Origin of the sequence: Pantoea sp. UBA5923 (assembly GCF_002431095.1) — a bacterium.
Classification (GTDB): Bacteria; Pseudomonadota; Gammaproteobacteria; order Enterobacterales; family Enterobacteriaceae; genus Pantoea; species Pantoea piersonii.
On the sequence record NZ_DJDN01000043.1, the window covers coordinates 34,787 to 58,818 of the forward strand.

Annotated in this window: 21 protein-coding genes; 9 read left to right on the forward strand and 12 right to left on the reverse strand. The window is 56.2% G+C overall.

Annotation, left to right across the window (positions count from 1 at the left end; translation table 11 throughout):
• The first annotated feature begins 444 nt into the window (after positions 1-444).
• Together B3797_RS10600 and dadX are read left to right on the forward strand one after the other, a co-directional pair.
• Positions 445-1,746: a D-amino acid dehydrogenase gene (locus B3797_RS10600; protein ID WP_311791056.1), complete on the forward strand. Its 1,302-nt coding sequence runs from the start codon at positions 445-447 to the stop codon at positions 1,744-1,746.
• Positions 1,747-1,764: 18 nt separating this feature from the next.
• The gene (dadX, locus tag B3797_RS10605; RefSeq protein ID WP_311791057.1) at positions 1,765-2,835 is read left to right on the forward strand and encodes a catabolic alanine racemase DadX; all 1,071 of its coding nucleotides are present in this window, start codon (positions 1,765-1,767) and stop codon (positions 2,833-2,835) included.
• Here the strand turns inward: dadX and B3797_RS10610 are convergent.
• From B3797_RS10610 to yeaG, 6 genes are all read right to left on the reverse strand, one after another.
• Complete coding sequence (locus B3797_RS10610; RefSeq protein ID WP_311782282.1) at positions 2,828-4,021, reverse strand: multidrug effflux MFS transporter; 1,194 nt, start codon at positions 4,019-4,021, stop codon at positions 2,828-2,830. The genes dadX and B3797_RS10610 overlap by 8 nt on opposite strands.
• Positions 4,022-4,134: 113 nt before the next feature.
• On the reverse strand, positions 4,135-5,601 hold the full coding sequence (gene wbaP, locus B3797_RS10615) for an undecaprenyl-phosphate galactose phosphotransferase WbaP (protein ID WP_120453958.1): 1,467 nt from the start codon (positions 5,599-5,601) through the stop codon (positions 4,135-4,137).
• A gap of 380 nt (positions 5,602-5,981) precedes the next feature.
• Positions 5,982-6,215, reverse strand: a complete 234-nt coding sequence (locus B3797_RS10620; protein ID WP_311791058.1) for a DUF1480 family protein — start codon at positions 6,213-6,215, stop codon at positions 5,982-5,984.
• A 75-nt stretch (positions 6,216-6,290) separates the two neighbouring features.
• Positions 6,291-8,018 (reverse strand): potassium/proton antiporter, encoded by a 1,728-nt coding sequence (locus tag B3797_RS10625; protein WP_311782281.1) that lies wholly within the window; start codon positions 8,016-8,018, stop codon positions 6,291-6,293.
• 249 nt (positions 8,019-8,267) lie between these two features.
• On the reverse strand, positions 8,268-9,539 hold the full coding sequence (locus tag B3797_RS10630; RefSeq protein WP_311791059.1) for a YeaH/YhbH family protein: 1,272 nt from the start codon (positions 9,537-9,539) through the stop codon (positions 8,268-8,270).
• 90 nt (positions 9,540-9,629) lie between these two features.
• Positions 9,630-11,564 (reverse strand): protein kinase YeaG, encoded by a 1,935-nt coding sequence (yeaG, locus tag B3797_RS10635; protein WP_311782280.1) that lies wholly within the window; start codon positions 11,562-11,564, stop codon positions 9,630-9,632.
• 420 nt (positions 11,565-11,984) lie between these two features.
• Here yeaG and B3797_RS10640 point away from each other — a divergent pair, with 420 nt between their 5' ends.
• Complete coding sequence (locus B3797_RS10640; RefSeq protein ID WP_409373230.1) at positions 11,985-12,734, forward strand: MipA/OmpV family protein; 750 nt, start codon at positions 11,985-11,987, stop codon at positions 12,732-12,734.
• Between the two features lie 71 nt (positions 12,735-12,805).
• Positions 12,806-13,657: an aldo/keto reductase gene (locus tag B3797_RS10645; protein WP_311791060.1), complete on the forward strand. Its 852-nt coding sequence runs from the start codon at positions 12,806-12,808 to the stop codon at positions 13,655-13,657.
• Positions 13,658-13,833: 176 nt separating this feature from the next.
• Here the strand turns inward: B3797_RS10645 and B3797_RS10650 are convergent, their stop codons facing one another.
• Both B3797_RS10650 and gapA read right to left on the reverse strand, forming a co-directional pair.
• Positions 13,834-14,709 carry a D-hexose-6-phosphate mutarotase gene (locus B3797_RS10650; protein WP_311782278.1) on the reverse strand — a complete coding sequence of 292 codons (876 nt, stop codon included), beginning with the start codon at positions 14,707-14,709 and terminating at the stop codon, positions 13,834-13,836.
• 75 nt (positions 14,710-14,784) lie between these two features.
• Positions 14,785-15,780, reverse strand: coding sequence for a glyceraldehyde-3-phosphate dehydrogenase (gene gapA, locus B3797_RS10655; RefSeq protein WP_120453972.1), 996 nt, complete (start codon positions 15,778-15,780; stop codon positions 14,785-14,787).
• A gap of 341 nt (positions 15,781-16,121) precedes the next feature.
• Here gapA and msrB point away from each other — a divergent pair, with 341 nt between their 5' ends.
• Positions 16,122-16,532 (forward strand): peptide-methionine (R)-S-oxide reductase MsrB, encoded by a 411-nt coding sequence (msrB, locus tag B3797_RS10660; RefSeq protein WP_311782277.1) that lies wholly within the window; start codon positions 16,122-16,124, stop codon positions 16,530-16,532.
• Between the two features lie 3 nt (positions 16,533-16,535).
• Positions 16,536-16,817 (forward strand): YeaC family protein, encoded by a 282-nt coding sequence (locus B3797_RS10665; RefSeq protein ID WP_311791061.1) that lies wholly within the window; start codon positions 16,536-16,538, stop codon positions 16,815-16,817.
• A 38-nt stretch (positions 16,818-16,855) separates the two neighbouring features.
• Here the strand turns inward: B3797_RS10665 and pncA are convergent, their stop codons facing one another.
• The 3 genes from pncA to sppA form a co-directional block, all read right to left on the reverse strand.
• A complete protein-coding gene (gene pncA, locus B3797_RS10670; protein WP_311782275.1) occupies positions 16,856-17,464 on the reverse strand; it encodes a bifunctional nicotinamidase/pyrazinamidase in 609 nt (202 codons plus the stop codon).
• Between the two features lie 17 nt (positions 17,465-17,481).
• The gene (gene ansA, locus B3797_RS10675) at positions 17,482-18,495 is read right to left on the reverse strand and encodes an asparaginase (protein WP_311782274.1); all 1,014 of its coding nucleotides are present in this window, start codon (positions 18,493-18,495) and stop codon (positions 17,482-17,484) included.
• 84 nt (positions 18,496-18,579) lie between these two features.
• A complete protein-coding gene (gene sppA, locus B3797_RS10680) occupies positions 18,580-20,439 on the reverse strand; it encodes a signal peptide peptidase SppA (RefSeq protein ID WP_311791062.1) in 1,860 nt (619 codons plus the stop codon).
• 172 nt (positions 20,440-20,611) lie between these two features.
• Between sppA and B3797_RS10685 the strand changes: the two genes are divergently transcribed.
• From B3797_RS10685 to B3797_RS10695, 3 genes are all read left to right on the forward strand, one after another.
• Positions 20,612-21,163, forward strand: a complete 552-nt coding sequence (locus B3797_RS10685; protein WP_311791063.1) for an NAD(P)H nitroreductase — start codon at positions 20,612-20,614, stop codon at positions 21,161-21,163.
• A 177-nt stretch (positions 21,164-21,340) separates the two neighbouring features.
• Entirely contained in the window at positions 21,341-23,260 is a 1,920-nt protein-coding gene (locus B3797_RS10690; protein ID WP_311791064.1) for a DNA topoisomerase III, read from the forward strand.
• Positions 23,260-23,562: a YnjH family protein gene (locus tag B3797_RS10695; protein WP_409373228.1), complete on the forward strand. Its 303-nt coding sequence runs from the start codon at positions 23,260-23,262 to the stop codon at positions 23,560-23,562. Before B3797_RS10690 ends, B3797_RS10695 begins: the two co-directional genes overlap by 1 nt.
• 29 nt (positions 23,563-23,591) lie before the next feature.
• On the opposite strand, the gene B3797_RS10700 is transcribed toward B3797_RS10695, so the two are convergent.
• On the reverse strand, positions 23,592-24,032 hold a 441-nt coding region (locus B3797_RS10700), incomplete at its 5' end, for an exodeoxyribonuclease III (RefSeq protein WP_311791065.1).

Genomic DNA, 24,032 nt, shown 5'->3' on the forward strand with positions numbered 1-24,032 from the left:
GCTCGTCCCTAAGAAAGAGAACCCCAAAAACGGAGTGAACACTTCAATGATAGCCCACTGTTACCTATCTGAAAGCGGAACTCAATCGAATTATTCGGCAGAAAATCATCTGAAAATAAGCGGAAAAGCATTTGATGAGCTGATGTCATCCTGAATGGCGTAAAGTCGGGATAAAATGCTGTTTATAAGTGGATTGTATGGCGTCAACTTATTCTCCTGAAATAAGTGAATATTGCCGGGTACGCTATTATTAACTGCTAAGAACGGTTAAAAAAAGGCATAAGTTACTGATTTTGACCCAACCATAAGATTTTAGTGTTCGAAAAAGTGAAAAACATGTGAAATAAGTTAATGAGGTAAGGGCTTCTGTCGGCCGTTGGTAATGTGCTGATATTGCCCTGTAGTCTAGTGAATTATGCTTTTGAATTTGCCGGTGGGGGCGATATGCACGTAGTAATTTTAGGTAGTGGTGTGGTTGGCGTGGCGAGCGCCTGGTATCTGGCGCGCGCAGGGCATCAGGTGACGGTGCTGGATCGCCAGCCCGATGCCGCGCTGGAGACCAGCGCAGGCAATGCGGGGCAGATCTCGCCCGGCTATGCGGCGCCCTGGGCCGCGCCGGGCGTGCCGCTCAAGGCAGTCAAATGGATGTTCCAGCGCCACGCGCCGCTGGCGATCCGCCTGGACGGCAGCAGTTTCCAGCTGCAATGGATGTGGAACATGCTGCGCAACTGCGATATGCAGCACTATCAGCAGAACAAAAGCCGGATGGTACGTATCGCCGAATACAGCCGCGACTGTCTGAAGGCGCTGCGCGAAGAGACCGGCATCGCCTATGAAGGACGTCAGGGCGGTACGCTACAGCTGTTCCGCACGCAGCAGCAGTTCGACAGCGCCAGCAAAGATATCGAGGTGCTGCGCGAGGCGGGCGTGCCTTACGAACTGCTCCATGCGCATGAGCTGGCGCGCGTAGAGCCAGCGCTGGCGACCACGCAGCATAAGCTCACCGGCGGCTTGCGCCTGCCCAATGATGAAACCGGCGACTGTCAGCTCTTTACCCAAAAGCTGGCGAAAATGGCGCAGGAGGCGGGCGTTGTGTTCCGCTTTAATACGCCTGTGGATCAGCTGCTGCGTGAAGGCAACCGCATCTACGGCGTTAAGTGCGGCGATGAGATCGTTAAAGGCGACAGCTATGTGGTGGCCTTTGGTTCTTACTCCACCGCGCTGCTAAAGCATATTCTTGATATTCCGGTTTATCCCCTTAAAGGCTACTCCCTGACGATTCCGGTAAAAAACCAAGAGGCCGCGCCGGTTTCTACTATCCTGGATGAAACCTATAAGGTGGCGGTCACCCGCTTTGACAACCGTATTCGCGTCGGGGGCATGGCGGAAATCGTTGGTTTTAACAACAAACTCTTGCCTGCGCGTCGGGAAACGCTGGAGATGGTGGTCCGGGATCTTTATCCTGAGGGCGGTCATATTGAACAGGCCAGCTTCTGGAGCGGTCTGCGTCCTATGACGCCAGACGGAACGCCAATCGTTGGCCCAACGCCGCTCAGCAATCTCTACCTGAATACCGGACACGGCACGCTTGGCTGGACAATGGCCTGCGGTTCCGGTCAGCTGCTGGCCGATGTGATCAGCGGTAAAACCCCGGCGATCGCCGCCGACGATCTGTCGGTGTTCCGCTATCTGCCTGGTTTTACACCGTCATCTTCACCATTACGCAACGCGAACGCCACGCGTTAACATTCAGGGAGAGGGAGTATGTCACGTCCAGTTTTCGCCACCATAGATCAGCAGGCGCTGCGCCATAATCTGGCGGTTGTGCGCCAGGCGGCGCCCGGCGCGCGCGTCTGGTCGGTAGTGAAGGCCAATGCTTACGGCCATGGCCTGGCCCGCGTATGGGAGAGCCTGGCGCAGACCGATGGCTTTGCGCTGCTGAATATGGAAGAGGCGATACTGCTGCGCGACAGCGGCTGGCGCAAACCGATCCTGCTGCTGGAGGGCTTTTTCCATGCTGAGGATCTGGAGCTGATCGATCGCTATCGCCTGACGACCAGCGTGCACAGCAACTGGCAGATCAAGGCGCTGGCGGAAGCGCAGCTCTCCGCGCCGGTAGACATCTATCTCAAGGTCAACAGCGGCATGAATCGCCTCGGCTTCCGGCCTGAGCAGGTGCATGCCGCTTATAAAAAGCTGCGCGCGTTGCCAGGCGTAGGCGATATCACGCTGATGGCACATTTTGCCGATGCGGAAAACCCGGAAGGGCTGATCGCGCCGCTGCAGCGTATCGGGCGCGCCGCCGAAGGGCTGGATATCCCTCGTTCGCTTTCCAATTCCGCCTGCACCCTGTGGCATCCGGAAGCACACTATGACTGGGTGCGCCCGGGCATTATTCTCTATGGCGCATCGCCCAGCGGCGACTGGCAGGATATCGCCAGCACCGGCCTGAAACCGGTCATGACGCTGAATAGCGAAGTTATCGGGCTCCAGCAGCTGAGCCGTGGGGATGGCGTCGGCTACGGCTATCGCTATCATGCGCAGCAGGAGCAGCGTATCGGCGTGGTCGCCTGCGGCTATGCCGACGGCTATCCGCGCCATGCGCCCAACGGCACGCCGGTATCCGTCGATGGCGTGATGACGCAGGTGATTGGCGCGGTATCGATGGATATGATCACCGTCGATTTAACGCCTTGCCCTCAGGCAGGCATCGGTTCGAAGGTCGAACTGTGGGGCGAACAGGTGAAGATCGATCAGGTGGCGAAAGCGGCCGGCACGGTAGGCTATGAGCTGATGTGCGCCCTTGCGCCCCGCGTGCCGGTTAAGGTTATTTAAGCGCGGTCAGCGAACCGCGCATCTTCTTGCTGCAGCGCCAGGCGATTAACGCCAGCGCTGCGCCCGCCAGCATCATCAGCGCCAGCGCGCTCTTTTCCGCTACGGGCAGCATTACAATCAAAAGGCTGCCCGCCGCGCCGCCCGCCATCTGAATAAAACCCTGCAATGCCGCCGCCACGCCAGCCTGCTGCTGGTAAGGCTCCAGCGCATAGCTGGTGGCTGGGCCAACGGTAAACGCCAGCCCTGCGACCGAAATAGCGACCGGCAGCATATAGAGCGCCCAGTGAGTCTGCACGCTTTCCGGCAGCAGATGCATGCCAGCAAACAGCAGCAGCGCGCCCGCCAGCATCGTCACGAAGCCCATCGCCAGACAGAACGGTCGTCCCGCTTTGCGGATGGTTTTATTGACGAAGGCGCTTACCAGCATGATCCAGAATCCATTCGCGCCAAAGGCGAACGAGAACTGAATCGGCGACAGGCCGCCTTCCGTCATCAGCACGTGCGGTGCCAGCGAAACATAGGTCAGCACCATGCCGAGCGCGCCAGCATTCGCGAAGGCGAAAGCGAGAAAGCGCGGCTGGCGCAGGATAGCGCCATACTGCGCCAGCGGCAGCCCTTTGACCCGCAGCGTATTGGCGGGCCGCGTTTCCGGCAGCCAGAGCAGCACGATAAGCGCGATAAGCAGGCCGTAAGCGCACAGGAACCAGAAGGGCGCGCGCCAGCCGAAGGCGCTGGCAAGCAGGCCGCCCAGCAGCGGTGCCAGCGCGGGCACAATATTCAGCGCGCCGTTGAGGAAGCCGTAAGCGCGCGCCGCTTCGTCGCCGCTCAGGCGATCGCGCACGCCGCTAAAAGCCACGACGGCGCTGCAGCACACCGCGCAGCCCTGAATCAGCCGCGCTGAGAGGAACATCGGCCAGTTGCTGGCGGTCGCCGCAACGATGCTGCCCGCCACATAGAGCGCCAGGCCCGCTAAGGCAATGGGTTTGCGCCCGTAATTATCGACCAGCGGCCCGGTAACCAGCTGGCCTAAGCCCATCACCAGCAGAAAGATCGGAATGGTGGTCTGAACCAGGCTGACCGGCGTATTCAGGCCGATCGCGATATCGGGCAGGGTAGGGAGATAGAGATCGATGCCCAGCGGCGCCAGCAGCACCAGGCTCAACAGCATCAGGGTAAATTTTTGCATAAAAGCTAGAAGGTAAACGTCCTGTTAAAACAAGCGGGAAGGGTAATGAGTTGGGGGCGAAAAGAAAAGCGAAAAATGCGATGCCCGCCGTAAAGCGGGCATCCAGACGAGCCTTAGTACGCGCCGTCGCGGCGCAGCACCACGCCCGCGGTTTTGAACAGAATAGCGATATCGGTCCAGAGCGCCCAGTTCTTCACATACCAGGAGTCGAAGTAGACGCGCGTATCGTAGTCGATATCGTTACGTCCGCTGACCTGCCACAGGCCGGTCATGCCCGGTTTCGCCATCAGGTAGTAATCGACGTCACCTGCATAACGCTCCAGCTCTGCCTCAATAACCGGACGCGGCCCGACAAGGCTCATTTCGCCGCGGATAACGTTCCACAGCTGCGGCAGCTCATCGAGACTGGTTTTGCGCAGGAAGCCGCCAATTTTGGTAATGCGCGGATCCTTTTTCAGCTTAAAGTCTTTGTCCCATTCGGCGCGCGCCTCTGCGCTGGTGGCCAGCAGCTGCTCCAGCACCTCTTTCGAGTTGGTCACCATAGAACGGAATTTCAGGCATTTAAACTTCACGCCGTTCTGACCGATACGCTCGTGACCGTAGATAGCGTTGCCGCCGTCACGTTTCACCATATAGCAGAGCAGACCGAAGACGGGCGCCAGGAACAGCAGCAGTAGCGAGGCGACCACAATGTCGAAGCAGCGCTTCAGGAAGCGAGAAGAGCGCTTGGCGAGGCTGTTGCTGACGCGCAGGATCATCACTTCATGGCTGAAGATAAACGACATGTCGGTGCCGTAGAGCGGTACGCCGCGCAGGGTAGGGATCACGGAAATCGATCGGCAGTTCATCTTCGACAGGAATTTCAGCCAGGTATCGCGCACGACCTGCTGCTCAAATTCAGTGGCAACGATAAACTGCACGTTGTCGCGGTCAATGGTCTGCCAGTTAATATCCTGCTGTTTGATAACTGGCACGCCGTTAACAGACGGCGGCGTATTTTCTTCGTCGGTGCTGATAAACGCCTGCACGTTATAGCCGAGGATCTCTTCGCTCTGCAGTGCAGCGTAGGCTTCCATGGCGTTTTTACCTGAACCGATGATGATGGTCTCTTTCTGCCACTGGCCAGCGCGGTTAATGGCGCGCTTGACGCCTGCACGCATCAGCGGCAGGAGCAGCAGCGCGTAAGTCCAGCTGAACAGCCACACCATGCGTGAGAAATCCCACTTGGAAAAGGCGATCAGCGCCAGATCCAGCAGCGAAAAGACGAACAGCGTTTTAACCACTTCCTTCAGTTCAAACCAGAAAGGTTTGCGATAGGTATAGTGACGCATGCGCATCCAGAAATAAGCGGTGCACAAAACAGAAAGCGCAAACTGCGCAATAAAACGATATTCAATTTGATGGGGCGGAATAAACCCATCCAGATCGCCCCAGATCCCCTGAATAGTCGCCGCGGATAAAAACAGCGAAAGATTAAGGGCAATCAGATCGGAAAAGCTTAACGCAAGCTTTGCGATGATATTTTTTCGCGTTCCGCTCCATGAGCGGCTCGCATCATTCATTACCAGTGTACTTGCCATAACACCTGCTCTCTTTTTTCTTAAGTAAAAGATGGCCTGACCAGAATCAAGTACGCGCTCAGGAGTGGACAACTGAAAAAGCAGAACAATCGTTTTCAGTTCATTACAGTCGTTAGAGCCATACAGGCTGCAGTGAAAAGATAATTGGATTACGTGATTGTTATCACGAAAAGCTGCAGCAGCGATAAAGAGTATGCAGGAGATATTTGACAGAGTTAATACGGAACAAATCCGAAAAAACTATTTTTGCCTAAAGTTTTGTATGGGTAACCTGTTGAAAATTCTGGTTAAAATGACGTGAGAGCTGAAAATAACCAAATATTTCAGACCGCTTTTTCGGAATTACCGCCAGGAATGATCGCTGGCGGCGAAAAGTTAACTCAGGCAGGTTTTTTTAATACCCACTGGTCTTGCTGTTTATCATAATGCCCTATTTGCAGATCCACCGGTTCGCCATCAATCCATGCGGGTACGCTGGTATCGTGGTCCCAGCCGTCGAGCTGATAACTCAGTTCGGGATTGGTTTGACAGGGGATGCTGACGGTCTGCAGATTATCGCTGTCGAGTTCGGCATCAATTATCTCATAACGACCAATTTTAACGACGTGTCCCATAACTTTCTCCCGTTCGCTGGGCCAAATAATGAGCATAGCCGTTTCCGCTGGAATATCGAGCCGTAGCGTCTCGGATTATTCTCGCTCTTCAGCGACGCGCACGCCGATTTTAACGATGCGGTTATCTTCTTTTTCCGCCACTGTCCAGGTAAGGTGGTTCCATTCCACATGGTCGCCAACCACCGGCGTTCCGCCGAGCAGGCTCATTATCAGCTGGCCGAGCGATTGCTGATCGTTGGTGTCTTCTCCCAGCTCCAGCCCGTAAATCTGCGCGACATCGCGCAGGCGCGCTTCAGCATCAAGAATAAAGTCGCCGAAGAAGCGCTGATCCAGCGAGACAGGCGGCGACTGGCTGAACATTTTACCCAGCGCGGGGAGGTCGCGTTCGCGGCCGATAACACAGATAACATCGCCCTCTTTCAGGCGCGTGTTGCTGTTAGGGTGCATCAGCGCATTATCGCGGAACAGCGCGGCGATACGGGTTTCGCGCGGCATCTGTAAATCGCGCAGCGCCGCGCCGACGCACCATTTGTCGGCGCTGAGCTGATAGACGAACTGCTCCCAGGGATTTTCCGGATGGATATCTAGCCCGACGCGGCTAATGGGGGACGCCGTTGGTGGCACCACCACGCGCGCCTTTTTCGCCGCAAAGCCAAGCGACGTGCCTTGCAGCATCAGCGACACCAGCACCACAAAGAAGGCAATATTAAAGTAGAGCGAAGCGTTTTCCAGGCCAGCCATCATAGGAAAGACCGCGAGGATAATCGGTACCGCGCCGCGCAGGCCGACCCAGCTAATAAAAATACGCTCACGTCCGGTAAAGCCGCGGAACGGCAGCAGGCCCACCAGAATCGACAGGGGGCGCGCCACCAGGATCAGCCACAGCGACAGGATCATCGCCGGTACCGCGATGTGCCACAAATCAGAAGGCGTCACCAGCAGGCCAAGCACGATAAACATGCCAATCTGACTGAGCCAGGCCATACCGTCGAAGGTCTGCAAAATTCCGTGGCGGTTACGAATCGGTCTGTTGCCGAGCAGGAAGCCGCAGAGATAAACCGCCAGAATGCCGCTGCCTTCCAGCATTGTGGTCAGAGCGAACACCAGAATGCCGCCGCTCAGCGCCAGCAGAGGATAGAGTCCGGGTGCCAGGCTAATACGGTTAATAAGCTGCTGCAGCGCCCAGCCGCCACCCAGCCCCAGCACGATGCCCAGACCGAACTGCTGCACCAGATGCACCAGAAACATCCAGTCGAGTCCGGTTTCCCCTTTCTGGATCATCTCAATCAGGGTAATGGTCAGGAACACTGCCATAGGATCGTTACTGCCCGATTCAATCTCCAGCGTAGAGCTGACGCGTTCGTTCAGGCCTTTGTCGCCCAGCAGCGAGAAAACGGCAGCCGCGTCGGTAGAACCGATGATCGCGCCAATAAGAAACCCCTGCATCAAATCGAGACGGAACAGCCAGGCAGCGGCCAGGCCGGTCAGGCCAGCGGTAATCATGACGCCGACCGTGGCCAGCGAGAGCGCCGGGCCAAGGGCAACCTTAAAGGAGCTGGCTTTGGTGCGCATACCGCCGTCAAGCAGGATCACGGCCAGCGCCAGGTTAGAAATCAGATAGGCGGCGGGGTAGTTGTCAAAGGCGATGCCGCCGATGCCGTCGACGCCCGTCAGCATGCCTAAAGCCAGAAAGATTACCAGGATCGGAATACCGAGCCGCGAAGAGAAAGAACTGAGTAAGATGCTCGACGCAACCAGCACAGAACCGATGATAAAAAGGCTATAGACAATGTTGTGGTTCAATGTGCTCTCCTGCGGTTACGACAATCATAAGAAGGCTGGCGCGGGGAATGGCCGGGCATCTGAAAAAGAACATCTATAATCAGTAAGTTGTCATCTCGTTAACTTTAATTATACGAATTGATTTTCCTGTTTAAGCTGAGGCTTAATGTGCAAAAAAAAGGCATTGTTCGTCAAGGGGATTAATGGCGGGTATTTTAGCAGATATTCGTGCGATCAAATAAAAAGCCGGTCATAGACCGGCTCAGAGCATCAGGCTTCGGCTGCCTGTTTGTGAAACAGCTCGCGAAACACCGGATAAATATCTTCCGGCTCGCGAATATGCTGAATGGCGAAATTATCAAACACCGACTGCAGATGTTCATACTCGCGCCACAATGTCTGGTGCGCGCGCCGGGTGATCTCGATATAGCTGTAGTAACGCACCACCGGCAGAATGTTCTTCGCCAGAATTTCGTGACAAAGCGGCGAATCATCCGCCCAGTTGTCGCCATCTGACGCCTGCGCCGCATAGATGTTCCACTGTGCCGGGTCGTAGCGCTCCTTAACTACCTCATCCATCAGCTTCAGGGCGCTGGAGACGATAGTGCCGCCCGTTTCCTGCGAATAGAAAAACTCCTGTTCATCGACCTCTTTCGCCTGCGTATGGTGGCGAATATAAACCACATCCACGTTTTTATAGGTCCGGCTCAGGAAGAGATAGAGCAGGATATAGAAGCGCTTCGCCATATCCTTTGTCGCCTGATCCATCGATCCAGAGACGTCCATCAGGCAGAACATTACGGCCTGGCTGGAGGGTTCAGGACGTTTTTCAAAGTTTTTGTAGCGCAGGTCGAAGGTGTCAATAAAGGGCACCCGCTCGATGCGCGCGCGCAGTTCGGCAATCTCTTTGCGCAAACGCTCCTCTTCCAGCAGCTGCGCCGGCTCCGCTTTTTCTATCGCCGTCAGCGCCTCCTCCAGTTCATGCATCATGCGCCGCTTGCCTGCGGTCATCGCGGTTCGCCTCGCCAGCGAGTTTTGCAGCGAGCGCACCACGCTGATATTGGCGGGCACGCCGTTAGAGGTGTAGCCAGCGCGATGAGTTTTATATTCGTTGAGCTGACGATGCTGGTTCTTACGCAGATTCGGCAGCGCCAGATCCTCAAACAACAGGTCGAGATACTCATCTTTGGAGATCTGGAAAACAAACTCATCCTGGCCTTCGCCATCCTGGCTGGCGTTGCCCTGACCGCCGCCGCCGCCGCCGCCCTGAGGCCGCTCGATACGGTCGTTCTGCACAAAGTGGTCGTTGCCCGGATGAACGCGATGGCGACTGCCGCCGCGTCCCTGATGGAAAATCGGTTCGTTAATATCATCAACGGGAATCGAGACGGATTCGCCACTTTCAACGTCGGTTACCGAACGCTTATTGATGGCCTCCGAGATAGACTGTTTGATTTGCGACTTGTAACGGCGCAAAAAGCGCTGTCGGTTGACTGCGCTTTTATTCTTGCCGTTGAGTCGCCGATCGATGAAGTAGGCCATAAAACTCCCCCAAACGTTGTAAGCAGGTCGGGCTACGGCCCGACCTTATGGGTATTAATGCCAGCGCATCAACGTGCTTACGCGGTGTGATTATGACGATTTGCGCACGCGCAGATACCATTCGCACAGCAGACGCACCTGCTTGCGGGTATAGCCTTTCTCCATCATGCGATCGACAAAATCGTCGTGTTTTTTCTGTTCATCCGTGGAGGTTTTGGTATTGAACGAGATAACCGGCAGCAGCTCCTCGGTGTTAGAGAACATTTTCTTCTCAATCACGGTGCGCAGCTTCTCGTAACTGGTCCAGTTAGGATTGCGACCGTTGTTCTGCGCGCGCGCGCGCAGCACGAAGTTCACAATCTCGTTTCGGAAATCTTTCGGGTTGCTGATCCCGGCCGGTTTCTCGATTTTTTCCAGTTCCGCATTCAGCGACTCGCGGTCGAACAGCTGTCCGGTATCGGGATCGCGGTACTCCTGATCCTGAATCCAGAAATCGGCGTAAGTCACATAGCGGTCAAAGATGTTCTGGCCATATTCAGAGTAGGACTCCAGATAGGCGGTCTGAATCTCTTTGCCGATAAACTCGGCGTATTTCGGAATCAGATAGCCCTTCAGGTGCTCCAGATACTTCTCAGCCTGATCCTGCGGGAACTGTTCACGCTCAATCTGCTGCTCCAGCACATAGAAGAGATGAACCGGGTTCGCCGCCACTTCGGTATGGTCGAAGTTAAAGACGCGCGACAGAATTTTAAACGCGAAGCGGGTCGAGAGGCCGTTCATACCCTCATCCACGCCCGCGTAGTCGTGATATTCCTGCCAGGATTTGGCTTTAGGATCGGTGTCCTTCAGGCTTTCGCCGTCATAAACGCGCATTTTTGAATAGATGCTGGAGTTTTCCGGCTCTTTCAGGCGCGACAGAATAGAGAAGCGGGCCAGCGTTTCCAGCGTGCCGGGCGCGCAGGGCGCGGTAGCCAGCTCGCTGTGGTTAAGCAGTTTCTCGTAGATTTTGATCTCTTCAGAAACCCGCAGGCAGTAAGGCACCTTGACGATATAGACACGGTCAAGGAACGCCTCGTTGTTTTTGTTGTTGCGGAAGGTGACCCATTCCGATTCGTTGGAGTGCGCCAGGATAATACCGTTAAACGGCAGCGCGGAGATCCCCTCCGTACCGTTATAGTTGCCTTCCTGCGTCGCCGTCAGCAGGGGATGCAGCACCTTAATCGGCGCTTTAAACATCTCGACGAATTCCATAATGCCCTGGTTGGCGCGGCACAGCGCGCCGGAATAGCCATAGGCATCGGGATCGTTCTGCGCATGGTTTTCAAGCTTGCGGATATCCACTTTACCCACCAGCGCGGAGATATCCTGGTTGTTTTCGTCGCCAGGTTCGGTTTTCGCGATTGCCAGCTGCTCAAGAATCGACGGCCAGACTTTCACAACTTTGAAGCGAGTAATGTCGCCGCCGAATTCATGCAGCCGTTTAGCGGCCCAGGGGGACATAATGGTGCCTAAGTAACGACGCGGCACGTTGTACTCTTTTTCAAGAATGTTGGCGTCTTCCTGCGGGTTAAACAGGCAGAGCGGATGATCGTTAACCGGGCTGCGTTCGCCGTCGGCGCTCAGAACGTAAATCGGCACGCGCTGCATCAGCGCTTTCAGACGCTCCGCCAGCGATGATTTACCACCGCCTACCGGCCCCAGTAAATAGAGGATCTGTTTTCTCTCCTCCAGACCCTGAGCGGCATGTTTCAGATAGGAAACGATCTGCTCTATAGCTTCTTCCATGCCATAGAACTCTTCGAAGGCCGGGTAGCGGCCAATCACACGGTTAGAGAAGATTCTGGAAAGGCGTGGCTCCTGCGCAGTATCGACCATTACTGGCTCACCAATAGCCATTAAAAGTCGCTCTGCGGCGTTGGCGTATGCACTGCGATCCTGCTTACAGACAGCAAGGAATTCCTGCAGTGTGAACTCTTCGTCCTTGGCAGCTTCATAACGCTGACGATAGTGATCGAATATATTCATAGCGATGCCCGTCCTTTCATTTTTAGCACAGGTAAAGGAGCGTAATTAAAGGCTCATGCAGCTCCCGGAAGATATTCTCATTTGAGTACAGCAACCCTTATGCCAACCTGATGTATTGTTATCGGGGTACACACTTCTTATGGTCACTCTGCTCGTATAAAGTCTTACGGCTTACTCTTAACTGTAGAAGGCATTTAGGAAATTTCCTCCGCATAATTTTGTTATCTGGCGATATATCAATAACAAAGTCAGATTGTTGCAAAGCCAGGCTTGCGTCAACCAAAGGGAAAAGAGAGTAGAATCCGGCAGATGTGCCGCTTTCAGCCGCTCTGCAAAAGAGCACCTCAGATAATGGTTAAACAGGCGAGCAAAAATCGTTAAACTTCGTAGTGATTTTTATATTTATGGAAGAAATAAATTGTGAACCATTTCAAACTTAAAGCGCCTGGCGCGATTATTTGTGCTCTTTTTTTTGCTAATACCGCTGCTGCTGAAACCTTCTCTTTAGGCGCATCAGTGATTTACGCCCAGTCTCCCTATCGTGGCGGACAGGATCGCTATTTACCGCTTCCGGTTATCAATTATGAAGGCGATAACTTCTGGTTCCACAGCCTGCAGGGCGGCTATTACCTGTGGAAGGATCCGCAAAACCAGCTCTCGCTGACGCTGCTGGGTTCGCCGCAGGAGTACGATCCGGGCGATAACGATCTGGGCGATATGAAAGACCTCGATAAGCGTCGTATGACGCTGATGGGCGGCGCCACCTACAGCCATATGGCAGATTGGGGCATCCTTCGTACGGCGCTGCTGGGCGATGTGCTGAACAACAGCAACGGCATTATCTGGGATCTGACCTACCTCTATCGCTTCGAGTTCGGCGACTTTAGCCTGACGCCTGGCATTGGCGCCATGTGGAACAGCGCAAATCAGAACCGCTACTATTATGGCGTCTCCAGCCATGAAGCTGCGCGTACCGGCATTAACCGCTATCAGCCTGACGACAGCTGGTCGCCTTACGTCGAGCTGGGCGCAAGCTATCAAATTTCGCCACAGTGGAACGCCAGCCTGGTGGGCCGCTATACCCGCTTCGATAGCGAGATCAAAGACAGCCCGATGATCGACAAAAGCGGGCAGACCACGCTCTGGACAGGTATCAGCTATACCTTCTGACGTCACCGTTATGGGGCGGAATTTTAACCATGGCACCATTCTGGTGCCCTGATTCGATGCAGGAGTAAAAGATGGACAAAGCGATCGCTTTTGATGACCACACACGACTACCCGCTATTGGTCAGGGCACCTGGTATATGGGCGAGGAAGCCGCGCGTCGCCGTGAAGAGGTCGCTGCGCTGCAGGCGGGGCTGGATGCAGGATTAACCCTGATTGACACGGCGGAGATGTACGCGGAAGGCGGGGCGGAAGAGGTCGTGGGCGAGGCGCTGCGTGGACGACGCGACAGCGCTTTTGTCGTCTCTAAAGTCTATCCATGGAACGCAAGCGAAGTGGATGCGGTGGATGCCTGCGAGCGCAGCCTGAAGCGGCTCGGCACAGACCGGCTGGATCTTTATCTGCTGCACTGGCGGGGCAATGTGCCGCTTGAGGAGACGATCCGCGCGATGGAGAGTCTACAGCAGCAGGGCAAAATTTTGCGCTGGGGCGTCTCTAATTTTGACGTCGACGACTTACAGGAGCTGCTGAGCGAGCCGGGCGGCGCAGCCTGCGCCACCAATCAGGTGCTCTATCATCTCGCTTCGCGCGGAATTGAATTCGATCTCCTGCCGGCGTGTCAGCAACATCAAATGCCGGTGATGGCCTATTGTCCGCTGGCGCAGGCGGGAAGGCTGCGTCAGGCACTCTTCTCTGACGCTACGCTGCTGGAGATTGCACAACAGAAGGGCATTAGCGTAGCGCAGCTGTTGCTGGCGTGGGTTATCCGTAACGAGGGTGTTATCGCGATTCCCAAGGCCAGCTCGCTGGCGCATGTTCAGGAGAATGCGGCCGCGCTGCAGATCAGGCTGAGCGATGAAGAGCTGGCGCGCATCAACCAGGCCTTTCCGCCGCCGCAACATAAGCTGGCGCTGGATGTGGTGTAAAGTTCAGGCAAAAGCATAATTTCTGCCGGTACAGGGCTGTCGTGGATGACACGGACCGATCGCAAAGTCGCTCAAGGCATCCTTGCCCGCTCGGCCCGCGCCATCCCTGGCGCGGGACGCTTTGCTCTTCAGTCCGTGTCACCCACTCCTTAGCTTCCAGACTTGCCTGAAAGATTTTAAGCTTTTTGCCGCAGGCGGAAAGTGGTCGCCAGCCGCGCCGGTTTTTCACCTGCGCTGCGCATCGGCTTATTGATTCGCGCCGTCTCTACGCAAACCATAGTCTTATAGCCGTCATTCGCCATATCCCCCATGCTGCAGGAGAGTTCAACGCCTGGATTCCAGGTAACCACATCGCTGTGATGATGGTGATAGACCTCGATAATGCGCTGTCCCTGCTTATCGTGAATCAGCGAGCAATCTTCCGGCTGCGTGAAGACACGGTCAATGCGCCCTGGGTAGGTCTGTTTGCCGCTCGAGACCTGTTCGCTGTTATTGTCCACCTTGTCAATAAAGCGTGTGCCCAGTCCGCTCACCTCAACGCCAGAGATATCGGCCACCTGGAAATAGGTGTGCAGCGCGCCGGTAGCGGTAAAGTCGCCGTGTGCTTCAAGCTCGATTTCACAATGCTTGCCCAGGCGGAAACGGGCGAAAAGGGTAAAGTCATGCGGCCATAGCTTTTTCGTCTGCGCCGTACTTTCCAGCACAAACGTCAGCATCACGTTCTCGTCATTTTCATCGTGTGCCGAGAGCGTCCAGGGCTGATTACGGGCGAAACCGTGGGCCGGTTCGCCTTCCGGGCCAAACCACGGCCAGCAAATTGGTACGCCGCCGCGAATGGCTTTACCCGCTGAAAAAAGCGATTTTTCGCTCAGCCAGATAACCGGCTTTTCACCGCTCGGCTGCCAGGCGATCAGATGCGCGCCCTGGAGGGTTATCGCAGCACGAACCTGGGGATGGCTCACCACGATAACCGGCAAATCGCCAAGCTGGCGCTGCGAGAGATAGGGGGTAATTTGCTTCACCACCGGCAGGGAGAAAATTTTATCTTGCATAACCGAATCCTTCCTGTTGCTACGATAAAAAAGGGCGACCGAAGTCGCCCTTATTGTCTGTCGTGACCGGTATGCTTATTTAGCAACCAGCGCGATCAGGTCGAGAACTTTGTTTGAGTAGCCGGTTTCGTTGTCGTACCAGGAAACCAGTTTCACAAAGTTGTCGTTCAGCGCGATACCTGCTTTGGCATCGAATACAGAAGTCAGCACTTCGCCGTTGAAATCGGTAGAAACCACGTCGTCTTCCACGTAGCCCAGCACGTCTTTCATCTCGCCTTCTGCAGCAGCTTTGATCGCTTCACAAATTTCTTTGTAAGAAGCCGCTTTTTCCAGACGTACGGTCAGGTCAACCACAGATACGTTCGGAGTAGGTACGCGGAACGCCATACCAGTCAGTTTACCGTTCAGCTCCGGCAGGACTTTGCCCACGGCTTTCGCTGCGCCAGTAGAAGACGGGATGATGTTCTGAGATGCGCCGCGGCCGCCGCGCCAGTCTTTGTGAGACGGGCCGTCAACGGTTTTCTGAGTAGCGGTAGTCGCGTGAACGGTCGTCATCAGACCTTCGACGATGCCGAATTTGTCGTTGATAACTTTCGCCAGCGGTGCCAGGCAGTTGGTGGTGCAGGATGCGTTAGAAACGATGTCCTGGCCAGCATATTTGTCGAAGTTAGCGCCGCGAACGAACATCGGGGTGTCGTCTTTAGACGGACCGGTCAGAACGACTTTTTTCGCGCCAGCAGTGATGTGTTTACGTGCGGTTTCGTCAGTCAGGAAGATACCGGTCGCTTCAGCAACAACGTCAACGCCTACTTCGTCCCACTTCAGGTTAGCCGGGTCTTTCTCAGAGGTAACGCGGATTTTTTTGCCGTTAACGATTAACGCGCCGTCCTGCACTTCAACGGTGCCGTTGAAGCGGCCGTGCGTTGAGTCATATTTCAGCATGTAAGCCATGTAGTCCGCGTCTAACAGGTCGTTGATCGCAACGATTTCGATGTCAGAACGCTGCTGAGCAGCACGGAAAACGATACGGCCGATACGACCAAAACCGTTGATACCTACTTTGATAGTCATATATTCCACCAGCTATTTGTTAGTGAATAAAAGGTTGGCTGTAAAATTACAAAAACCTTACCAGGCGTCAAGCGGAATCGTGTCAATAGTTGCGACAGGTCAATCCGCATGACAGGAATAATTTGTTGCGCAACCGCTTGCGCAACAAACGTGTTGAGATGATGCTAAAACCCGAGAGCTGAATATAAAGGGATAGCATTAGCAAAAGGTGATCGCGGTCACAAATCTACGCTGCGAAAGAGAAGTCTGACGACTAAGCACGAAAAAAGCCCCGGCAATGTTATTCGTTTGTTAGAATATTAGTCGATTTTTTCAGAATGACACTCTCCGGAACCACTCAAATGGCTAAAGAAACCGCATCCGAAGCAAAAATTGCGCAATTGTCTGAAATGCAGCGCTATGTTACCCAGCATCGCGGCACTGAACCGCCTTTCAGCGGCGCGCTTCTGCATAATAAACAGGAAGGCATCTACCACTGTCTGGTCTGCAACGCGCCGCTGTTTCTCTCGGAGACAAAGTATGACTCCGGCTGCGGCTGGCCGAGTTTCTATCAGCCAGTCAGCGACGACGCGATTCGCTACCTGGAAGATGACTCTCACGGTATGCACCGCATTGAGATCCGCTGCAACAACTGCGATGCCCACCTGGGACATGTCTTTCCAGATGGCCCGCAGCCGACCGGCGAGCGCTACTGCGTGAACTCGGCGTCGCTGAGTTTCACCGACGAACAGGGCGACGAAACGCAGGGGTAAAAGATGAAGCAACAGCTTGAAACCATGCTCGACGCTATGACGCCAGAGGTGTATGAACGCCTGGCGACGGCGGTAGAAACCGGCAAATGGCCTGACGGTGTGGCGCTGACCCAGGAGCAACGTGAAAACTGCATGCAACTGGTTATGCTCTACCAGGCGCGCCATAACGAAGCGCCGCAGCATATGACTATCGGCAAAGGCGGCGAGATGGTGACGAAATCGAAGAGAGAGCTGAAGGAAGAGTTCGGCATCGACACTGAGATTACGCGTATCAACCTGCACTAAGCATAAGGCCGACGTTGCGTCGGCCTTATTGTATTTAGTTAAATCAGTACGGCGCCTTGCGCCTTCATCTGGGCGAAAGCGATATCGCTGTCTTCCGGGCTGAGATTCACGCCGCGGCAGCCTTCTTTCACCACGGTCACCTGGTAGCCCAGCTCCAGCGCGTCCAGCACGCTGTATTTCACGCAGTAGTCCGTTGCAATCCCCAGCATCACCAGATGGGTGATGCCGCGCGCCTGCAGCCAGCTGTCCAGTTCGGTTTTGCGGCGATGACCGTTGTCGAAAAAAGCGCTGTAGCTGTCAACATCGACATCCTGACCTTTATGAAACACCGCGTCGATCAGGTTGCGATCGAGGCCGGGATGAAGCTCGGCGCCAGCAGAGCCCTGAATGCCATGATCCGGCCACCAGATCTGTGCCAGCCCGTTCAGTTCGCCCAGCGTATAAACCGGCTCGCCGGACACCGATGCGAAGCTGCCATGGTTGGACGGATGCCAGTCCTGGAGCGCCAGCACATATTCGCCTCGGGCGCGAAATTCCCGCGCATAGCGATTAGCGACCGGTACGGTCATATCGCCTTCGTGCACGGCCATCGGACCGCCCGGGCAAAAGTCGTTTTGGATATCAATGATAATGAGGGCCTGCTTCATAACAGGTGGCTCCGTAATTAGTCTTCGGTCAGTTCACCGCGCAAGTTTTGCTGCATTCTGGCGCGAATCTGATCGCAGGAGAGCTCCTGACTCAGTAAAAAGTGGAGCTTGGTAAGCGCGGCTTCAACCGTTAAATCAAATCCGCTAATAACGCCTGCATGCTCAAGGGCGTTGCCGGTCGCATAACCGCCCATATTCACCTTGCCAGAGATACACTGGGTCAGGTTAACCACCACGATGCCGCGCTCGCTGGCCTGTTGCAGCTCGGCAAGGAACTCGGCGTTCTGCGGCGCATTGCCGACGCCATAGGAGCGCAAAATGAGCGCCTTAACCGGCTGACGTAAAAAGTTACGCACCACATCCGCCGAAATACCCGGATAAATAGTGACAACCCCGATAGGCTGAGGCGTAATGGTATGCACCTTCAACGGACCCTGGCCTTGCGGTGCGGGCGGGGTATTCAGACGGCGAATATGGATGCCCGCCTCCAGCAGCGCAGAGAGGTTCGGCGACGCAAAAGCGTTAAAGCCGTCCGCATGCGCTTTAGTCGTGCGGTTGCCGCGATAAAGCTGATTGTTGAAAAACAGCGATACCTCGTTAACGGGATAATTCGCCGCAACGTAGAGCGCATTAAGCAGGTTCTGCTGCCCATCGGAACGTAGCTCCGCCAGCGGGATCTGCGAGCCGGTTACGATTACGGGCTTCGCCAGGTTCTCCAGCATAAACGATAGCGCAGAGGCGGTGAACGCCATGGTATCGGTTCCATGCAGAATAACAAATCCATCGTAGCGATCATAATTTTGTCGAATATCTTCCGCGATCGACTGCCAGTCTTCAGGCGTCATATCAGAGGAGTCAATCAGCGGATCGTATTCATGAATAGTGAAATCGGGCATTTCAGGGCGGTGGAACTCCGGCATGTTTGCCAGCTGTTGCTGCAGATGACCTGAGACCGGTATATAACCCTGCGCAGAGCGCTGCATGCCGATAGTGCCGCCCGTATAGGCGACATAGATATTTTTCTTTTGCATCACAAACTCAGACTTGCCGTAAAACGCGCAGTATAAGGGGAAAGCAGGGGAAAAGCAGCCCGGTCAACGACCGGGCTGCGAGCTTTATCGCACTTCGCCGCAGTTCAGACAGAACGCATAGCGATTTTGCGGATCGTTCAGGTTATTCAGCAGGCCAGGCTGCTGCTTCATGGCGCTCATCACATCCAGCATCGGCGCAGGCAGCCAGGCTTTCAGCGTCGTCGGCAGCACAGCCTGCGCCGAGGCGCTGACCTGGTTAAGCAGCATATCGAACATGCCGGGCTGATCCTGATACCAGGTAAGCTGCGGCTTCGCGACCTTCGCCAGTTCGCCCGCTTTTTTCACGGCGTCGTCAAAGTCGCCCAGCGCATCCACCAGACCGTTGGCTTTCGCATCGCTGCCGGTCCAGACATGGCCCTGCGCGATAGCGTCGATTTGCTCCGGCGTTTTATGACGCGATGCGGCGACCAGACCGACGAAGTTGCGGTAGCCGTTTTCAATCGTCAGCTGCATCAGCTGCTGCACCTCGGTCGGCAAGGCTTTGGTAGAGGCCACGTCCGCCAGCGGCGAAGTGGCGACGCCATCCGTATGCACGCCAATGCTGTCCAGACTGTTTTCCAGCGTATTGATCACGCCGAAAATACCGATTGAACCGGTCAGGGTGCTGGGGTTCGCAACGATATAATCTGCTGGCGTCGAGATCCAGTAGCCGCCAGAGGCCGCCATGCCGCCCATAGAGACGACGACGGGCTTACCGGCCGCGTGCGCCGCCGCCAGCTCTTCGCGGATCGCTTCAGACGCCGTTACGCTGCCGCCAGGGCTGTTGACGCGCAGAATAATCGCTTTGATTTTAGGATCGAGACGGGCATCGCGGATCTGCGAGGCGGTGGTATCGCCGCCGACGTTGCCGGGGGTCTCCTCGCCGTCCATAATCGCGCCGCTCGCCATCACGACCGCGATATTGCCATCCTGCTGGGTCGGCTGTTTAACGTTGTAGTCATAGATGCTGACGCTGTGATAGTCGTTGCTGGCTTTATCCCAGCCGAAGGTTTTCACCAGCTCCTGATCGGCCGCTGCGCGGCTGTCCAGCACATCCACAAGTTTGTTATTCAGCGCGTATTTGGCTGTATCGCCGTTCACCGCCTCAAGCCCGGCGATAACGGCCGCCGCGCCAGGGAAGAGCTGTTCCGGCGTAATCTGACGGTTGCCCGCCACGGTATTCAGGTAGTTCTGCCAGAGCTGACCAACCCAGCGGCTGTCGGCGTCGCGCGCCGCCTGCGACATATCGTCACGCAGGAAAGGCTCGACCGCTGATTTATAGGTGCCAACGCGGAAGACGTGGGAATTCACCTTCAGCTTATCCAGCAGCGTCTTATAGTAGAGGCCGTTGGTGGCGAAGCCGTGTAGATCGACGGTGCCCTGCGGAGAAAGGTAGATTTTGCTGGCGTAGCTGGCGAGATAGTATTGCGCCTGGCTATAGCTGTCGCCCAGCGCAAAAATGGGCTTGCCGCTGTCGCGGAACTCGCGCAGCGCTTTGCCGACATATTGCAGAGAGGGCTGATCGCCACCGGCAAATTCGCGCAGATCCAGCACCATGCCGGTAATATTTTTATCACTCTTCGCCTGACGGATAGCATCGACCACATCAAACAGCGAGTTCTCCTGCAGGCGATCGCTGCTCGCGCCAAGCAGCTGACGTCCCAGTTTGCTCAGCTTATTGCTGACCGAAGGCTTATCTACCAGCACGCCGGTAAGATCGACCTTCAGCGCGCCTTGCTGCAGCGGCGTTGAGCTGCTGCCGGAACCGCTGACCTGCAGCCAGATGCCGACGCCAACCAGAATTAAGAAGATCAGGAACAGATTGAGAATAAACTCCCTGATAAAATTCAGCACTCGCCATGTCCATCGGAACAGACCGGCAATAATTCGCCACAATGTGCGCATCAGACTCTCCATTTTCGCTAGCGGAAAGCGGTCGCCGCGCGGCTCCGCCTTCCATGACGCCCTCATCCTAAAGAGCGGCGTGGAAAATGTCAGCAGGAAATCGCGGCGGACTGTTACAAAAGATCAGCCTGTGCCAGGATTAGCCAACGCGTTATGACATCAGGAGAAAACCATGGATGCACTTGAATTACTGGTCAATCGTCGCTCGGCATCGCGTCTGACCGAGCCGGCGCCTGCCGGCGAGAGTCTGCAAAACATTATCCGGGCCGGGATGCGCGCGCCGGATCACGGCACGCTGCAGCCGTGGCGCTTCGTGATCGTTGAGAATGAAGGGCGCGATCGTCTGAGCGCGCTGCTGGAAGAGGCGGCGCGCGAGGCGCAGCTGGATGATAAAGCGATTGATAAAGCCGCGCGCTCGCCGTTCCGCGCGCCGATGATTATCACCGTTATCGCCCATTGCGAAGAGCATCCCAAGGTGCCTCGCTGGGAGCAGGTGGTGTCAGCAGGATGCGCGGTGATGGCAATGCAGATGGCAGCGGCAGCGCAGGGCTTCAACGGCATCTGGCGCAGCGGCCCCTGGACCGACAATGCGCGCGTGCGCAGCGCTTTCAACTGCCGTGAACAGGACGCTATCGTCGGCTTCCTCTACCTTGGCACGCCGCAGTTAAAATCCAGCACTACCGTGGTTCATCCCGACACCACGCCTTTCGTCAGCTATTTCTAGCTGACTGTTCCTCTCGTAATATGACAGCTGAGCGGGTTGCGCGGATCCTGTGCGACCGATCCAGAAGTGGCCCGCCAGAGCTTACCTCCGTATCAGGAAACGTCTAAGATAGCGCAGCGCCTCTGTCGCGTTAGCCGAATGACCCTCATAGCCTGAAGTTAAGGATCTTTCTGACCCATGCGTTTGTTTATTGCGGAAAAACCCAGCCTTGGCCGCGCGATCGCCGATGTGTTGCCCAAACCCCACCGTCGCGGCGAAGGCTTTATCTCCTGCGGCGACGATCAGGTCGTTACCTGGTGCGTCGGGCATTTGCTGGAGCAGGCGCAGCCGGACAGCTACGACAGCCGCTACGCACGCTGGTCGCTGGCTGACCTGCCGATTATCCCGCAAAAATGGCAGTTACAGCCGCGTCCCTCGGTGGCAAAGCAGCTTAAGGTGATTGAGAAGCTGCTAAAGCAGGCCAGCGAGGTGGTGCATGCTGGCGACCCCGACCGCGAAGGGCAGCTGCTGGTGGATGAAGTGCTGGACTATCTGCAGTTACCGGCGGAAAAACGCAGCCGCGTCCAGCGCTGCCTGATTAATGACCTCAATCCGCAGGCGGTGGAGCGGGCAGTAAGCCGCCTGCGCGAAAACCGCGAATTTATTCCGCTGTGCGTCTCGGCGCTGGCGCGTGCGCGCGCCGACTGGCTCTACGGCATTAATATGACGCGCGCCTGGACGCTGCTGGGACGCAACGCGGGCTATGACGGCGTGCTGTCGGTCGGCCGCGTACAGACGCCGGTTCTTGGCCTGGTGGTGCGCCGCGATGAAGAGATTGAGAACTTCATTCCCAGGGATTACTTCGAAGTAAAAGCCCATATCGTGACGCCGGATCAGCAGCGCTTTGTCGCCAGCTGGGTGCCCAGCGACGCCTGCGAACCCTGGCAGGATGAGGAGGGGCGTCTGCTGCACCGCGCGCTGGCGGATCACGTTGTCGCCCGCATCGCAGGTCAGCCTGCTCTCGTCACCAGCTATAACGATAAGCGCGAAGGCGAGGGCGCGCCGCTGCCTTTCTCGCTCTCCAGCCTGCAGATTGAGGCGGCGAAGCGCTACGGACTGAGCGCGCAAACGGTGCTGGATACCTGCCAGAAGCTCTATGAAACCCATAAGCTGATCACCTATCCGCGTTCTGACTGCCGCTATCTGCCGGAAGAGCATTTCGCCGGTCGTCACGCAGTGCTGAAGGCGATTCAGGCGCATGCGGGCGCGATGACGCCGCCGGACGACTTTAGCGCCGATCGCCGTAACCGCTGCTGGGATGACAAAAAGGTCGATGCCCACCACGCCATTATCCCTACCGCCCGCGCCAGCGCGGTGCGGCTGACGGAGAACGAGCAGAACGTCTATGCCCTGATCGCGCGCCAGTATCTGATGCAGTTTTGTCCCGACGCGGTCTTTCGCAAATGCGTGATCGAGCTGGATATCGCGGGCGGCAAGTTTGTCGCCAAAGCGCGCTTTCTTGCCGAGGCGGGGTGGCGCGCGCTGCTGGGCAGCAAAGAGCGCGACGAGGAGAATGACGGTACGCCGCTACCGGTTGTGGCGAAGAATGATGAACTGCTCTGCGAGCGTGGCGAGGTACTGGCGAAGCAGACCCAGCCGCCGCGCCCGTTTACCGACGCGACGCTGCTGTCCGCGATGACCGGCATCGCCCGCTTTGTACAGGATAAAGAATTAAAGAAAGTGCTGCGTGCGACCGATGGTTTAGGAACGGAGGCCACGCGCGCCGGGATTATCGAGCTGCTGTTCCGCCGCGCGTTCCTGGTAAAGAATGGGCGCTATATCAACGCAACCCCTGCGGGGCGGGCGTTGATCCATTCGCTGCCGGAGCTGGCGGCGCGTCCCGATATGACGGCGCAGTGGGAGTCCACCCTGACGCGCATCAGCGAAAAGGCGTGCCGCTATGAGGAGTTTATGCAACCGTTAGTCAGCACGCTGACCGAACTAATCCATCAGGCGCGCCAGCAGCCCAGCGCGATGGCCTTTCGCGGGCTGCCCGCTTCAGGGCAGAAGAAACGTCCGAAACGGACGGCGAAACGAAAAGTGAAGGAGAGCGAGTAATGCGTTATTCCGCTGGTTTTTGGGTTATTGCGGCGCTGTTAAGCGGTTCGGTGATGGCGAATCCTGTGCACTCGCATCAGCAGGAATATAGCGCTGGCGGCAATGCGGATGTTGTGGTGGATATGCCGCCTGAAGTCTGGACGCAAAATCAAAGCGCGCCGAGCTGCCAGCAGTGCTGTATTTTTGAGAACCGTAGTTACAGCGAGGGTGCGGTGGTGAAATCGGAAGGGGTGCTGCTGCAGTGCGCGCGTGATGAAAAGGTGCTCGGCACCAATCCGCTGATCTGGAAAATCGTGAAGTAAGCGGCGTGGCACATCGCCACGCCGGCGCGTCAGAACTGGAAGGTTGACCAGACCGGCGCGTGGTCGGACGGTTTTTCCATGCTGCGGATTTCGTAATCGATCCCGGTCTCTACGCAGCGCGCGGCCAGCGGCTGGCTGGCCAGCAGCAGATCGATACGCAATCCGCGATTGTCATCGAAGCCTCTTGAGCGATAGTCGAACCAGGAGAAGCGGTCGCTGACTTCAGGATTTTTTTCGCGGAAGGTATCTACCAGACCCCATTTCAGCAGGCGATCCATCCACTCGCGCTCTTCCGGCAGGAATGAGCACTTGCCGGTGCGCAACCAGCGTTTACGGCTATCTTCGCCAATGCCGATATCGAGATCGGTGCTGCTGATGTTCATATCGCCCATAATCAGCACCGGCTTATCTGCCAGCAGGCTCTGCTCCAGATAGGATTGCAGATCGCGATAAAACTTCTCTTTCGCCGG

Coding starts and splice junctions, on each gene's coding strand:
- B3797_RS10600 (WP_311791056.1), top strand. CDS start 445: ATGCACGTAGTAATTTTAGGTAGTGGTGTGGTTGGCGTGGCGAGCGCC.
- dadX (WP_311791057.1), top strand. CDS start 1,765: ATGTCACGTCCAGTTTTCGCCACCATAGATCAGCAGGCGCTGCGCCAT.
- B3797_RS10610 (WP_311782282.1), bottom strand. CDS start 4,021: ATGCAAAAATTTACCCTGATGCTGTTGAGCCTGGTGCTGCTGGCGCCG.
- wbaP (WP_120453958.1), bottom strand. CDS start 5,601: ATGGCAAGTACACTGGTAATGAATGATGCGAGCCGCTCATGGAGCGGA.
- B3797_RS10620 (WP_311791058.1), bottom strand. CDS start 6,215: ATGGGACACGTCGTTAAAATTGGTCGTTATGAGATAATTGATGCCGAA.
- B3797_RS10630 (WP_311791059.1), bottom strand. CDS start 9,539: ATGGCCTACTTCATCGATCGGCGACTCAACGGCAAGAATAAAAGCGCA.
- yeaG (WP_311782280.1), bottom strand. CDS start 11,564: ATGAATATATTCGATCACTATCGTCAGCGTTATGAAGCTGCCAAGGAC.
- B3797_RS10645 (WP_311791060.1), top strand. CDS start 12,806: ATGGACAAAGCGATCGCTTTTGATGACCACACACGACTACCCGCTATT.
- B3797_RS10650 (WP_311782278.1), bottom strand. CDS start 14,709: ATGCAAGATAAAATTTTCTCCCTGCCGGTGGTGAAGCAAATTACCCCC.
- gapA (WP_120453972.1), bottom strand. CDS start 15,780: ATGACTATCAAAGTAGGTATCAACGGTTTTGGTCGTATCGGCCGTATC.
- msrB (WP_311782277.1), top strand. CDS start 16,122: ATGGCTAAAGAAACCGCATCCGAAGCAAAAATTGCGCAATTGTCTGAA.
- B3797_RS10665 (WP_311791061.1), top strand. CDS start 16,536: ATGAAGCAACAGCTTGAAACCATGCTCGACGCTATGACGCCAGAGGTG.
- pncA (WP_311782275.1), bottom strand. CDS start 17,464: ATGAAGCAGGCCCTCATTATCATTGATATCCAAAACGACTTTTGCCCG.
- ansA (WP_311782274.1), bottom strand. CDS start 18,495: ATGCAAAAGAAAAATATCTATGTCGCCTATACGGGCGGCACTATCGGC.
- sppA (WP_311791062.1), bottom strand. CDS start 20,439: ATGCGCACATTGTGGCGAATTATTGCCGGTCTGTTCCGATGGACATGG.
- B3797_RS10685 (WP_311791063.1), top strand. CDS start 20,612: ATGGATGCACTTGAATTACTGGTCAATCGTCGCTCGGCATCGCGTCTG.
- B3797_RS10690 (WP_311791064.1), top strand. CDS start 21,341: ATGCGTTTGTTTATTGCGGAAAAACCCAGCCTTGGCCGCGCGATCGCC.
- B3797_RS10695 (WP_409373228.1), top strand. CDS start 23,260: ATGCGTTATTCCGCTGGTTTTTGGGTTATTGCGGCGCTGTTAAGCGGT.